General features: G+C 36.8%; 9 protein-coding genes. 8 read left to right on the forward strand and 1 reads right to left on the reverse strand.

From position 1 onward, the window contains the following. The first annotated feature begins 3 nt into the window (after positions 1 to 3). From rpoC to G7059_RS02545, 3 genes are all read left to right on the forward strand, one after another. A complete protein-coding gene (gene rpoC / locus G7059_RS02535) occupies positions 4 to 3,783 on the forward strand; it encodes a DNA-directed RNA polymerase subunit beta' (protein ID WP_205700225.1) in 3,780 nt (1,259 codons plus the stop codon). A gap of 115 nt (positions 3,784 to 3,898) precedes the next feature. After that, positions 3,899 to 4,654 carry an inositol monophosphatase family protein gene (locus tag G7059_RS02540; RefSeq protein WP_166080526.1) on the forward strand — a complete coding sequence of 252 codons (756 nt, stop codon included), beginning with the start codon at positions 3,899 to 3,901 and terminating at the stop codon, positions 4,652 to 4,654. 14 nt (positions 4,655 to 4,668) lie between these two features. After that, the gene (locus G7059_RS02545; protein WP_166080527.1) at positions 4,669 to 5,484 is read left to right on the forward strand and encodes an alpha/beta hydrolase; all 816 of its coding nucleotides are present in this window, start codon (positions 4,669 to 4,671) and stop codon (positions 5,482 to 5,484) included. 10 nt (positions 5,485 to 5,494) lie between these two features. Here the strand turns inward: G7059_RS02545 and G7059_RS02550 are convergent, their stop codons facing one another. Then, a complete protein-coding gene (locus G7059_RS02550; RefSeq protein ID WP_166080528.1) occupies positions 5,495 to 5,782 on the reverse strand; it encodes a hypothetical protein in 288 nt (95 codons plus the stop codon). A gap of 111 nt (positions 5,783 to 5,893) precedes the next feature. Between G7059_RS02550 and G7059_RS02555 the strand changes: the two genes are divergently transcribed. From G7059_RS02555 to G7059_RS02575, 5 genes are all read left to right on the forward strand, one after another. Further along, positions 5,894 to 6,574: a DsbA family oxidoreductase gene (locus tag G7059_RS02555; RefSeq protein ID WP_166080529.1), complete on the forward strand. Its 681-nt coding sequence runs from the start codon at positions 5,894 to 5,896 to the stop codon at positions 6,572 to 6,574. A 77-nt stretch (positions 6,575 to 6,651) separates the two neighbouring features. Further along, positions 6,652 to 7,551, forward strand: a complete 900-nt coding sequence (locus tag G7059_RS02560) for an NAD(P)-dependent oxidoreductase (RefSeq protein WP_166080530.1) — start codon at positions 6,652 to 6,654, stop codon at positions 7,549 to 7,551. Positions 7,552 to 7,603: 52 nt separating this feature from the next. Continuing rightward, on the forward strand, positions 7,604 to 9,226 hold the full coding sequence (locus tag G7059_RS02565; RefSeq protein WP_166080531.1) for a hypothetical protein: 1,623 nt from the start codon (positions 7,604 to 7,606) through the stop codon (positions 9,224 to 9,226). Between the two features lie 97 nt (positions 9,227 to 9,323). After that, the gene (locus G7059_RS02570; protein ID WP_166080532.1) at positions 9,324 to 10,424 is read left to right on the forward strand and encodes a S1C family serine protease; all 1,101 of its coding nucleotides are present in this window, start codon (positions 9,324 to 9,326) and stop codon (positions 10,422 to 10,424) included. Between the two features lie 157 nt (positions 10,425 to 10,581). Beyond that, complete coding sequence (locus tag G7059_RS02575; protein ID WP_166080533.1) at positions 10,582 to 13,515, forward strand: InlB B-repeat-containing protein; 2,934 nt, start codon at positions 10,582 to 10,584, stop codon at positions 13,513 to 13,515. The last annotated feature ends 59 nt before the right edge of the window (positions 13,516 to 13,574 follow it).

Consider the following 13,574-nt stretch of genomic DNA (forward strand, 5'->3'; position numbering starts at 1 on the left):
TTGATGAATAAAATGAAAGAATTTGCCTCAATCCAATTGGGATTAGCATCACCTGAACGTATTCTTGAATGGTCTCACGGTGAAGTTAAGAAACCTGAAACAATTAACTATCGTTCACAAAAACCTGAACGAGACGGATTATTCTGCGAACGTATTTTCGGTCCTACAAAAGACTGGGAATGTTATTGTGGAAAATATAAAAAAGTTCGTTATCGTGGTGTTATCTGTGACCGATGTGGCGTTGAAGTAACAAAATCTGAAGTACGTCGTGAACGTATGGGTCACATTACTTTAGCAGCACCTGTTGCACATATTTGGTATCTTCGTGGTATTCCATCACGTATGAGCCTTCTTCTAAATATCACTCCTAAAGTCCTTGAAGAAGTTGTATATTTCGTTAAATGGGTTGTTACAGATCCTAAAGATTCAACACTTCAATACAAACAAATTCTCGATGACCGCGAATACCGCGATTATATGGCAGAATTTGGATATAACGGATTCATTGCTCAAGGTGGTGCGGAAGCAATTAAAACACTTCTTGAAGAAGTGGACCTTGCAAAAGAGCAAGCAGATATCTTAGAACAATTAGAAACTGCTAAAGGGGATAAACGTAAACGTCTTATCCGTCGTCTCGAAACAGTGGAGGCATTCGTAAACTCCACAAACAAACCGGAGTGGATGGTACTGACTCAATTACCAGTAATTCCACCCGATTTACGTCCAATGTTACAACTTGATGGTGGTCGTTTTGCTGCATCAGATTCAAACGATTTATACCGTCGTGTTATTACTCGTAACAACCGTTTAAAACGTCTACTTGAAATGGGAACTCCACAAGTTATCGTTCAAAACGAAAAACGTATGCTTCAAGAAGCAGTTGATGCTTTAATTGACAACGGTCGTCGTACAAAACCTGTTACAGGTGCTGGGGGACGTCCTCTAAAATCACTATCACACAGTTTAAAAGGTAAGCAAGGACGTTTCCGTGCTAACTTACTTGGTAAGCGTGTTGACTTCTCAGGTCGTTCAGTTATCGCTGTTGGACCAGACTTGAAGATGTATGAATGTGGTATTCCAAAAGAAATGGCAATCACACTCTTCAAACCATTTGTTGTTAATGAAATGAAAGTACGTGGTATTAGTAATAATGCTAAAGCTGCTGAAAAATTAATTGAACGTCAAGATCCACGTGTATGGGATATTGTTGAAGAAGTTATTCAACATCACCCAGTGCTCCTTAACCGTGCACCTACACTTCACCGTCTTGGTATTCAAGCATTTAAACCTAAGATGATTGAAGGTCGTGCAATCCGTCTTCACCCTCTTGTAACTCCTGCGTTTAACGCGGACTTTGATGGTGACCAAATGGCGGTTCACGTTCCATTATCAGAAATGGCTCAAGCAGAAGCAGAACTTCTAATGCTTGGTTCACGAAATATCTTGGGACCAAAAGATGGTAAACCTATCGTTACACCATCACAAGATATGGTTCTGGGTAACTTCTACTTAAACATGGAAGAATCACCAGAAGAGTTTAATGAAAAAGCACAACGTTTCGAAGATAACGGCGATGAATTTGAAGCAGAGAAATGGCGTCGCTTTGGTGAAAACCAAGGTAAGGCATTCCGTAACAGCGCTGAAGCTACACTTGCATATGAAAATGGAGTTATCCACTTACATACACGTATCTTAGTTCGTGCTTCATCACTATCGAAGAAAACATTCACTGCAAAACAAAATGAGATGTATTTAGTTACTACATTGGGTAAATTAATCTTTAACGAGATGTTCCCAAGTGACTTCCCATACCTCAATGAAGTTTCAGCAGACAACTTCAAAGCAACTCCAGATAAATTCTTTATCAATCCAGGTGAAGATGGACGCGCAATTGTTGAAGCTATGCCATTAAACAATGACTTTAAGAAAAAAGACTTAGAAAAAATCATCAAAGAAATCTTTGATCGTTACAGTTTAGATAAGACATCTGAAATTCTTGATAAGATTAAGGACTTAGGATTCAAATACTCAACAGTTGCTGGTGTTACTGTATCACTAAGCGACATTAACGTTGCTCCTAATAAGGAACGTTATGTTGAAGAAGGTAAAGAACAAGCTGCTAAACTTATGATTCTCTACAAACGTGGTCGTTTAACTGCTCAGGAATGGGAAGGTAAACTGATGACACTTTGGGATGGTATCAAGAATAAGATTGGTAACGAGCTTATGGAATACCTTCCACGTCAAAACCCTATCAATATGATGGCTACATCAGGAGCTCGTGGTAACGTATCTAACTTTACTCAACTTGCTGGTATGCGTGGACTTATGGGTAAACCTACTCAATCTAAATCTAAAGCTGGATATCAATCATCGATTATTGAGGTTCCTATCTATTCATCCTTCCGTGAAGGATTGAACGTGAGTGAGTTCTTCGTTTCGACTCACGGTGTGCGTAAAGGTCTAACCGATACGGCTCTTAAAACAGCTGAATCTGGATACTTAACACGTCGTCTTGTTGACGTTGCTCAAGATGTTACAATCGTTGAAGAAGATTGCTATACAGACAATGGTTATATTGTAGAAGAAATCATTGACCGTAAAGCAAACTCAGTGGTTGAGTCATTACATGACCGTCTTGTTGGACGTTACATTAAAGAAACAATCGTTGATCCACAAACTAAAGAAGTTATTATCGAAGAAGATGAATTCATTGATGAAATCATTGCTAAACGTATTGTCAATGCTGGTATTACTCAAGTTCGTATTCGTTCCGTATTTACCTGTGAATCAAAACACGGTACATGTGTGAAATGTTATGGACGTAATATGGCTACTGGTGAAAACGTTGAAGCTGGAGAAGCAATTGGTATCGTTGCGGCGCAATCAATTGGTGAACCAGGTACACAGTTAACCATGCGTACTTTCCATACCGGAGGGGTTGCGGTTGCTGGTGGAGAGGATATCACTCAAGGTCTTCCTCGTGTTGAAGAACTATTCGAAGCACGTAATCCAAAACTTGCAGCTGTTATTTCAGAAATCAGTGGACATATCACAGATATCCGTCCAGCTGATGACGGAATGGGATATATTATCTCAGTTGCAAATGATTCACGTACAGTTGATCATCAAACATTACCACATCAACCTGCTCGTTCATGGTTGAAAGTGGGATCAGAAGTTGAAGCTGGGGACAAATTAACTGAAGGTTCCGTTGATCCTAAGAAATTAATGGAATATGCAGGACGTCTTGCAGTTCAACAATACATCCTTAAAGAAGTTAAAAAAGTTTACCAAAGTGGTGGTATTGAAATCTCCGATAAGCATATCGAGGTTATGGTTAACCAAATGATGCGTAAGGTTGTTGTTATCGATGGACAAGAAACAGGTATTTCACCTGGTGTTCAAATGAACATTGAAACAATGCAAGAAATCAATACAAATGCGTTAATGGAAGGTAAAAACCCTGCTCGTTACCGCCCAATCTTACTGGGTATTTCGAAAGCATCTGTTGAAACAGAAAGCTTCCTATCTGCTGCATCCTTCCAAGAAACTACAAAAGTTCTTACTGATGCTGCTATCAAATCCAAAATTGACCCACTCATGGGACTTAAAGAGAACGTTATCGTTGGTAATAAGATTCCTGCTGGAACAGGTTCAAAACTACACCGTGAATCAACGGATCGTGTTATCGAACTTGCGAAAGAACTTAAACTTGAACGTGAAGAACGTAATATAGTTGAAGAAGAGAACTCAATTATCTCCGAAATTCTCCAAGGATAAGACACAATTACACGCTACTGCTTATGGTTTACCATAGGTGGTAGCATTTTTTTATACCTTGCTTAACGGAAGGCATACAATTTGATATAATGAAAGATAGTTAAGGGGTAAGTGTATGGAAAAATTAAGCTTTGCAAAAGAACTAGTCTATGAGACTGCTGATTTCATTCGTGAGAAAATGAAAGAAGGTCTTGATATCGATACTAAGAAAAACGATCATGACTTTGTCACAAACGTGGATAAGGGAGCTGAATCCTATTTAATCAATAAGATTAATGCAACGTATAAGGATCAAGACTTTGTAACAGAAGAAAAAATGATAGAAACAAAAGGGTTAAAAGATACATGGATTATTGATCCAATTGATGGAACAATGAACTTTATCTATCTTAAGAAAGACTTCGCGATTTCATTAGCATATTATGAAGATAAGAAACCGGTATTTGGGATTGTCTATGATGTGGTTGCTGATGAGATGTTTGTCGGGATTCATGGACAAGGTGCTTATCTCAATGAGAAAGCATTAAAACCTCTTGATCCTACAACACAGTTATCAGAAGCAATTATCAATGCTGATACCAAGACATTCTTATCGTTTAAAGTGAACCCAATTGAAAAAATTATGTCACAGCGTTATGTTGGTTCTGCAGCTATTGAAATATGTGCAGTTGCAGCAAATCGTTCCAATGCCTATATCAGTCGTAGATTGAATCCTTGGGATATTGCTGCTGGGGTTATCATCTTACAAGAGGTTGGTGGGACATGGCTCTACGGAGACTTAGAAGATGAAATTTATACCGAAGATAAACAAGGTTATTTTATCGGTTGTGGTAACCAAATTATTAAAGAATCACTATTAGCATATCGCTAGAAGGGGGATATTTTATGTTTGTTAAATCATTTGATGGAGTACAGTTACGTTATGTTGTTGATACCAATCCTATAGCGAAAGCAACGATTGTTATTAACCATGGTTTTGCTGAGCATTTAGGACGTTATGAATACGTAGCAGAGGTATTGTGTAAAGCAGGGTATACCGTCTATCGTTACGACACTCGTGGACATGGACAAACATTAAATAAACTTGGACATGTTACGGATTATGTAATGTGGATTAAAGACTGTGAAACCATGGTCGAACTTGCCAAGGAACAACATCCAGACTTACCAGTGTTTATGTTAGGTCATAGTATGGGTGGTCTTATTACTGCAATGTATGGGATTGCTTATCCACATGTATTACAAGGACAAGTGTTCTCAGGACCTGCAGTTAATACCTTGCCACAAGCAAATGCACTGAATCGAACTGCCTTGAAATCACTTAGTAAAATTAAACCTGATTTTATGATCAACAACCCCGTGGAAGATGCAATTTGCTCAGATCCACAGGTTGTAGAAGACTATAAGAACGATCCACTTGTTTTGCATAAAGCATCTGTTAAGTTCTTAGAACAATTCTTAATTAAAGCACCACAATATGTGCAATCAAACGTTCAAGCCTACGATTATCCATGTCTTTTATTATATGGAACCAAGGATACAATTGTGCCACCAGAAGTGACACGAGGATTCTATGAAGCAATTGGTTCAGAAGATAAGACAATAATTAAGTATGATGATCTTTATCATGAGATACTCAATGAACCAATGAAAGATACCATTCTCAAAGATATTGTAGAATGGTTGGATGCGAGAGCATAAAAAAACGTGTCTAGCGTTTGACACGTTTGATAATAAAGTCGATAAGTAGGAAGAGTAGTGTTGGTGTGTTTACGACTAAGTATACCAATAAGACTTCTGTCAGTTTGACATATTCTTCCATGGATGTAAATCCAACAATCAGAAATAATACTAACCAAAGGGTAGTAAATACAAACAAGATACTAGGTAGAACATAGCCTAGTTTTTTGTTGGAATTCAGAGAGAAATAGATTTGCACTCCAATAAGTGCACAGATTGCTAAGATTGGTACTATATAGGTTTGAATATCAAATGTCATTGGAACGCCTTCTCTCATTTATGTGTAAGTAAATTATACCATACTCATGCATTGAAGCACATAGATTGGAAGAAAGAGTAAAGTAGGTTAAGATTAATGTGGGTGATAAAAATGAAAATACAAGTATGGTCAGATTTTAGATGTCCATTTTGCTATATTGGTAAAACACATCTAGACAGAGCCTTAAAAGAATTAAACATTGATGCTGAACTAGAATTTATGAGTTATGAACTTGATCGTGATATGCCACAAACAAGTGATGTTGGAGCGATTGAAGGTTTGGCACAAAAATATGGTATCAGTATTCAAGAAGCACGTGATCGCATGGATTCAGTAGTGAGAATGGCAAAAGATACAGATTTACATTATGACTTTGATAATCTTATTGATGTTAACTCATTCAATGCACATCGTGTCTTACACATTGCAAAACAAAAAGGTTTAGGTAATGAGTTTGGGAAAGCAGTTATGTCTGCTCACTTAGAACATGGAAAAAATATTAACGATGCTGAAACATTGATCGCTTTAGGCAAATCTGTAGGATTAAGCAAAGAAGATGTTACTCATGCGCTTGAAGCAGATGAAGTTGCAATGTATGTTCGTCAAGAACAACAACTTGCACAAATGGTTGGTGTAAAGGGGGTACCGTTCTTCTTAATTGATGGTAAATTATCATTAAGCGGAGCACAACCTGTTGAAGTAATGAAACAAGCACTAAACTATGCACAAGAAATGCAAGCAGCACCAAGCTTTGATGGACCTGTCTGTGAAGACGGATCATGTGATATTTAAGGACTTCTTAGGAAGTCCTTTTTTGTATTTCACAGTATTTTGATGTATATTAAAACTAGAACACAGGGGGTATACAAATGAAGAAAATCGCAATTCCTAAATCACTGGAATTAACAGAAGAAATGCTCAAGGGTTTTTCAGAATTTGAGTTTGTTGAATATGATAAAGAAACAACGAATACAATTGAAGATGTATCAGTATGGATTGGAAATCCACCGAAAGAGCTGCCAAAGAACCTAGAATTTCTACAACTTCTCTCCGCAGGATTTGAACATATCGATGCTAAGGGAATGAAAGAAAAAGGGATTGTTATTTCTAATGGTAGTGGTCTCACAAGTCAGGCCATCTCTGAGTATTGTTTAGGGGCAATTCTAATGGTCTATCGAGGTTTCCCACAATTTGCTAAGAATCAAGAAAAAGGACTTTGGGATCGTTCTACGTCACTTAAGTCATTAGTAGGTAAAACAATTGTGATAATGGGAACAGGAAATATTTCTGAACATATTGTTAGGGTCCTTGAACCATTTAATTGCACATTATACGGTATTAATTCTAACGGTCGTGATATTGAAGGATTTAAGAAATGTTACTCCTTATCCAATCGTCATGAAATATTGAAAGAAGCAGACATCGTGATTATGGCGCTTCCACAAAATGAGGCAACGTATCATACGATCAGCGATAAAGAAATACAGTTAATGAAAAAAGATGCCATTCTCATGAATGTGGGCCGTGGTGCTTGTGTTGATATGGATGCTGTCTTAAAAAATCTTGATACGCATTTAAGTCAGGTAATTTTTGATGTGTTCGAGGAAGAACCACTTCCAGAAGACCATCCAATTTGGTTCCATACCAAGGCAATCGTTACACCACACAACTCATACTACTCAGATCATTTGAAATCAAATCAACAAAATTTAGTTTTAAGAAATCTTAAACATATCGAAAAAGGTGAAGAACCAGTTAATAAAATATAATTTCTCATGTATTACAAATGTGGTACAATACTATCATTAGGGAGATGATAAAATGAAATTAACCGCAAATAAAATGAAGATATCTTTAATTACATTGGTAGTTATTATATTTTTAATTTTTGATATTGTGATGGGTAATACATATCACTTTATGAACTTTGGTTCAATGCTTTATCTTGCAGTCTATGTATTAGTGATTGCAGGGATTTTGTTTTTGGATAAAAATAATTATAAGACCTTCTTTGGTATTTTTGGGATTACTGCTACTACTTTACTTGTGATTTTCGTTGTGGGTGGTGTGATGTCATCACGTATCATTAACGCAAAATCTTATGCAAGTGTTATTGGTGATGTTAAACAGATTGAGTTTTCTGATTTGTACAGCAGTGATCATCTTGTGGAAATGTCGTATGTTGACAAAGAATCCGCAATTCTTGCTGCTGAGAAAAAAATCGGTGAGCTTGATGAGTTGTCGGCACGCTTTGAACTTGATGTTGCGGAGTTCTCACAAATTAACTATCAAGGAAAAATGGTTCGTGTTGCGCCATTCCAATATACAGATACTATTAAGAAGTATTTAAACTTTGGTGATGGTGTTCCATACTATACAATTGTTCAAACAGGTGAAGGTAATCTTAACGCGAAAGCAGAGATTATTACCTTAGATGAGCCGATGAAATATTATCCTGATGCACCACTTCTTTTCGATTTGCACCGTCATGTTGCTATGAAACATAAGTTCTCATACCTTGACGACTGGTACTTTGAAATCGATGATCAAGGACATCCATACTGGATTGTTCAAGCTATCACGAAACGTGTAGGTATCTGGGGTGCTAAAGATATGAGTGGCTTAATCGTCGTTGATGCTGTAACTGGTGAAACTGAACGTTACCCACTTGAAGAAATTCCTGAATGGGTAGACTCTGTATATCCCACAGATATGTTATTACGTCAAGCTAGTGATTATTACTCATTAAAAGGTGGTTACTGGAACTCAGTATTCCAACAAAAAGGAGTCATGTCTGTTGATAGTAGTGAAGGGGATTATAACTACGTATCCATTGATGATGAAATCTACGTCTTCACAGGGATTCGTCCAATCAAGTTAGATTCAACGTCCACCACTGGTTTACTCTTTATGAATAAGCGAACTGGTGAAGCAATGGAGCTTAATCTTGCAGGGGTATCCTTAACGACAGCTCAAAATACCGTCGTAGGTACTATTCAAGAAAAATCCTATACACCTACTACGCCATCACTTCAAAATATCGGTGGCTATCCTACATATGTGATGTCTCTAAAAGACAACTCTGGTGTTGTCCGAGGTCTCGGATATGTAAACTATCAAGACTACACAAAATCTGCAGTTGGAGATAATCAAACTCTCGCAGAGAAAGCATACTTAAATGTGATGGGTTCACAATCAACACTTGTTCCGGATGATGTAGAAACTGTGAAAGGAACCATTACTGATATTCGTCAAGTAATGATGGATGGCAATACAAGCTATCTCTTTGTCCTTGACCATGGTGATGTCATCTACAATGCAAGCTTAGTACTTGATGAGCGCCTTGCTTTCATTAAAGAAGGTAGTGTCATAGAATTTGAAGCGGCAGCTAATAAAGTAAGTAAAATAATCTCCATTGGAGTGAATAAAGCGGCTGATAGTTAATCTATCAGTCTTTTGTTCACACAATGTTCACAGCTTAGACATCTTTGTGTCAAATAAATACGTATAATATAAGTATAGAAGGTAATGGGAGGTATGTATGAAAAAGCAATCTCGTAGTGTCATTATTGTTATTCTCGTCGCCTTGCTTGTTTGGAGTGGAGTACTCACATGGCAAGTATATGAATTAAACAACAGTAGAGTTCAACCAGTAAGTGGAAGCAATAATGATGTCACAGTAAACAAGGTTGTGTCTGAGATGGACACAGACGTCACTCAAGTGGCGGAAAAAGTTAGGGATAAAGTAGTCAGTGTTATTAATCATCGTTCAAATTCAAGCACTAGCAGTGGCTCAGGGGTCGTTTATAAGAAGAAAGATGGTAAGATTCTAATTATTTCTAATCATCACGTTGTTGATGGTGCTCAATCTATTAAAATTCGCTTTGCAAGCGGAGAAGAAGTCGATGGAAAAGTACTGGGTTCTGATCAATTCTCAGACTTAGCACTTATTGAAATTGATGCAGAATTAGAAGTAGATCCATTTGATCTTGGAGATTCATCACTAGCTAAAGTAGGAGAATTTGTGATTGCTGTCGGTAGTCCAATGGGCATTGAATTCGCCAACTCTGTAACCTTTGGTATCGTTTCCGGTAAGGATCGTACAGTTCCAGTTGATTTAGATGGTAATGGTACTTATGATTGGGATATGGTTGTACTTCAAACAGATGCAGCAATCAGCCCTGGTAACAGTGGTGGTGCACTTGTAAATATGGCAGGTGAACTCATTGGTATTAACTCCATGAAACTAAGTAACAGTGATGTTGAAGGAATGGGTTTTGCGATTCCTATTAGCGAAGTTGTTCCTATTGTAAATCAATTAGAAGAGTATGGAAAAGTTGAATATCCAGTAATAGGAATATCAGCTGTAGCATTGAGTGATGTGAATCCATATTACTTAAGAGTTTATAATATTGATAAAGAAGTAACTCAAGGTGTCCTTGTATCCGAAGTAACTGCAGAAGGTCCAGCAAGTAAAGCAGGAATTAAAGCAGGTGATGTTATCACGAAATTTGGTGATGCAGAGCTATCAACCTTTAGAGACTTTAGACGTCAACTCTACAGCCATAGCATTGGTGACACGGTTAAACTAACAATTAATCGTAGTGGAGAAGTGCTAGAAGTAGACGTAACTTTAAAATAATTTTCAAAGAAACACGTTAGATGGAAATAACGTGTTTTTTTTTCGTTTAATTGTGACAAAAACAAGATTATTAACAAGTGAATAATCACCATGGTAAAGTGTTAATAATGTTAATTGTATGTTATAGTTAATGTAGAAAAAGGAGAATGTTTTGAATATGAATAAGAAATTAAGATTGATTGTGTTAAGCGTTCTGTTATGTGTTGGAATGTTTGCGCCAATCTCAGCAAATTCAGGTACTATTACCGAAAAAGCTGATGAAGGTGCAATCACAGAAAAACAAGATGTACCAGAAAGTGAAGTAATTAGTAATCCAGCTACAGAGGACTTCAATGAGATTGAAGAGATGGATGAAAACTTAACTGATTTAGCAGAAACGGTTGACTCAAGCGACAAGAAGTCTGAAACGTATGCTGTAGCTATTACGAATGAAGCGGAACTAATTGCTGCTATTGCATCAGCAACTTCTGGTGATACCATCACAATTGAAGGTGGTACAAAGATTGAATTGACAAAAGCATTAACAATTCAGTCAGCAAGCCAAGGAAACCTAAAATTTGTGTCAAGCAACAATGAAGAAGTAATTATTGTAAATGCTAATGGTAAACGTCACATTGAAATACTTGGGACGAATGCAATAAACTTAGACTTTAGTAATATCGTGTTAAGCGGAAATCTTACTGCCGGCTATACCAAAGGTGGTATTCAGATACTAAATAATGAAAAAGGAAATAGAATTAATGGTTTAATTGTTCGCGATAATATTGCGGATGGTGGATGGGATGAAGGAGTCATTAAATATAAAGGGACAAACGGAAGCATAGAACTATCAAATCTTTCTTTTATTAATAATGAAATTAATAATTGGTCAACTGCTAGTTCTTCTATTTTATTGATTGATAGTAAGAACTCGGATATTATCATTGATAAAGTTAATTTTGATGGCAATAAAACCCAAAATCAAAATGGTTCAGCATTGGGAATCTACAATGATAACGGTATTGCTACAATATCCGATTTAAAAATAGTAAATGGTACCGCAAAGAGTAACAGTGCTGGTGTGAAATATATTGGATATATGAACTCAAGCCTCAATGTCAAAAATAGTCACTTCTCGAATAATGTGAACACTTCTGGAACAGCAGGAGCATTTCTGTTAACACTTAAAGCCGCATCAAATGCAGACTTCTATAATGTTGAATTTATTAATAACTATGGAGACCGTGGCGGTGGGGCACTTGAAGCAGTTCTTGAGAATTCAGGATCATTTACACTTGATACAGTAAATTTCACAGGGAATTCTGCTTCACGTATTAAGTATAATCCTGAAACCGGCGAACAAACAGGACTTCCTAGTTCGGGAGGTGCACTTAGTGTAACCCAAAGAACCAACAAATCTACAATGACAATTAAGAATTCAAAATTCATCGGAAATGAAGCGTCAACAGCAGGCGCTCTAAATATTGCGAATGGATCTCCGGGATTTGTTACGGTTCTAGTAGATAATACTATTTTTGATGGAAATACTTCTGATTACACTTCAGGAGCAATTTATCTATCAACTGGTAGCAGCTTGCCTGAATCTGTTTACACATTTAAGAATACAGAAATAATCAATAATACAGTAACAGGTAATGATCCAGGTCCAGGGTATAATGAAGGCGGACAAGGTGGAGGAATCTATCTAGCTGATAATCCGCAAGTTCTTGCCCTTGATTCAGTTAAATTTGGAAACAATAAGTCGAAGTACCCAGTACTGTGGAACTACTCGGAGAGTGATACTACATACCCAAATCCTACATATTTAAAGAATGTGACTAATACAACAGAATTCACTACTCCTGTTCAAGATTATATTGAGAAGTATAATAACGCGTATAATGGTGATGATGTGTACATTACTTATAGCGCTATTACATATTTATATTTAAATGAAGATGAAATTGCTGATTTAGTAGTTGATAACTATGCTGAAATGAATAATTACTACTTTTCTATTCTTAATTCAAAGGTCGTCGAACCAATTGAGCCTACAGCTACGGGATATACATTCTTAGGCTGGTATGATGTGAATGGAGAAAAATGGGATTTTGATACTATGAGCCAAACAGTTGTTCATAATTATCTCAGTGCGAAATGGGAGAAACTACCGGAAATCTACACAGTTACCTATACAGATGGAACTGGTGAAGAACTAGTATTTGCAGATAAGCAAATTGAAGTAGTTGATGGAGAAGCTACACCTCTATATACAGATGTAATTGAGAGATATGGCTATACATTTGAAGGCTGGTCTCCAACATTGTCTTCTACAGTTACTGAGAATGTAACATATGTTGCCCAATGGAAAGAATTGGATAAATTTACAGTAACTTATACAGACGGAGCGAATGGTGAAGTTTTTAAAGATCAAGTCGCAACAGTCTATATTAATGAGAAATCTCCAGTATATGATGGTGAAGAGCCAACACGTACAGGCTATACTTTCAAAGGTTGGAGTCCTGAGTATGTTGAAACTGTAAAAGAAAACATTATATATACTGCACAATGGGAACAAAATACATTCACAGTCATCTATACAGATGGAACTGGTAAAGAATTAGTGTTTGCGGATATGCAATTTGAAATTGCTGAGGGAGAAGCTACACCTCAATATACAAGTGCTCTTGAGAGATACGGATATACATTTGAAGGTTGGTCTCCAGCATTGTCATCTACTGTTACTGAAGATGTGACATATGTTGCGCAGTGGAAAGAATTGGATAAATTTACAGTAACTTATACAGATGGTGTGAATGGTGAAGCCTTCCAAGATCAAATTACTACTGTATATTTTAATGAAGTTTCGCCTAGATTTAATGGAACACCTATTCGTGAGGGATATGTGTTTATGGGTTGGAGTCCTGAATATATAGAAGCAGTTACCGAAAATATTGTATATATTGCTCAGTGGCAAGCAATTGAAGTTGAAGAGGTACCGGTTCTTCCTTCAACTGGTATTTCTAATAACTATCTAGGAATCCAGATTTTAGTCGTAGGAGTATTACTTTTAAGTGTTGGAATAAGCAGAAGAAAAATTATAAGTAAATAGAAAAAAGGGAATTGCATAATACATGCAATTCCCTATTCTTTTGCAATTGTGGACATTAA

This window comes from Erysipelothrix sp. HDW6A (assembly GCF_011400295.1).
Taxonomy (GTDB): domain Bacteria; phylum Bacillota_I; class Bacilli_A; order Erysipelotrichales; family Erysipelotrichaceae; genus Erysipelothrix.

Bases quoted from the DNA above. Each gene is read 5' to 3' on its own strand.
- rpoC (WP_205700225.1), top strand. From the start codon at position 4: ATGAATAAAATGAAAGAATTTGCCTCAATCCAATTGGGATTAGCATCA.
- G7059_RS02540 (WP_166080526.1), top strand. From the start codon at position 3,899: ATGGAAAAATTAAGCTTTGCAAAAGAACTAGTCTATGAGACTGCTGAT.
- G7059_RS02545 (WP_166080527.1), top strand. From the start codon at position 4,669: ATGTTTGTTAAATCATTTGATGGAGTACAGTTACGTTATGTTGTTGAT.
- G7059_RS02550 (WP_166080528.1), bottom strand. From the start codon at position 5,782: ATGACATTTGATATTCAAACCTATATAGTACCAATCTTAGCAATCTGT.
- G7059_RS02555 (WP_166080529.1), top strand. From the start codon at position 5,894: ATGAAAATACAAGTATGGTCAGATTTTAGATGTCCATTTTGCTATATT.
- G7059_RS02560 (WP_166080530.1), top strand. From the start codon at position 6,652: ATGAAGAAAATCGCAATTCCTAAATCACTGGAATTAACAGAAGAAATG.
- G7059_RS02565 (WP_166080531.1), top strand. From the start codon at position 7,604: ATGAAATTAACCGCAAATAAAATGAAGATATCTTTAATTACATTGGTA.
- G7059_RS02570 (WP_166080532.1), top strand. From the start codon at position 9,324: ATGAAAAAGCAATCTCGTAGTGTCATTATTGTTATTCTCGTCGCCTTG.
- G7059_RS02575 (WP_166080533.1), top strand. From the start codon at position 10,582: ATGAATAAGAAATTAAGATTGATTGTGTTAAGCGTTCTGTTATGTGTT.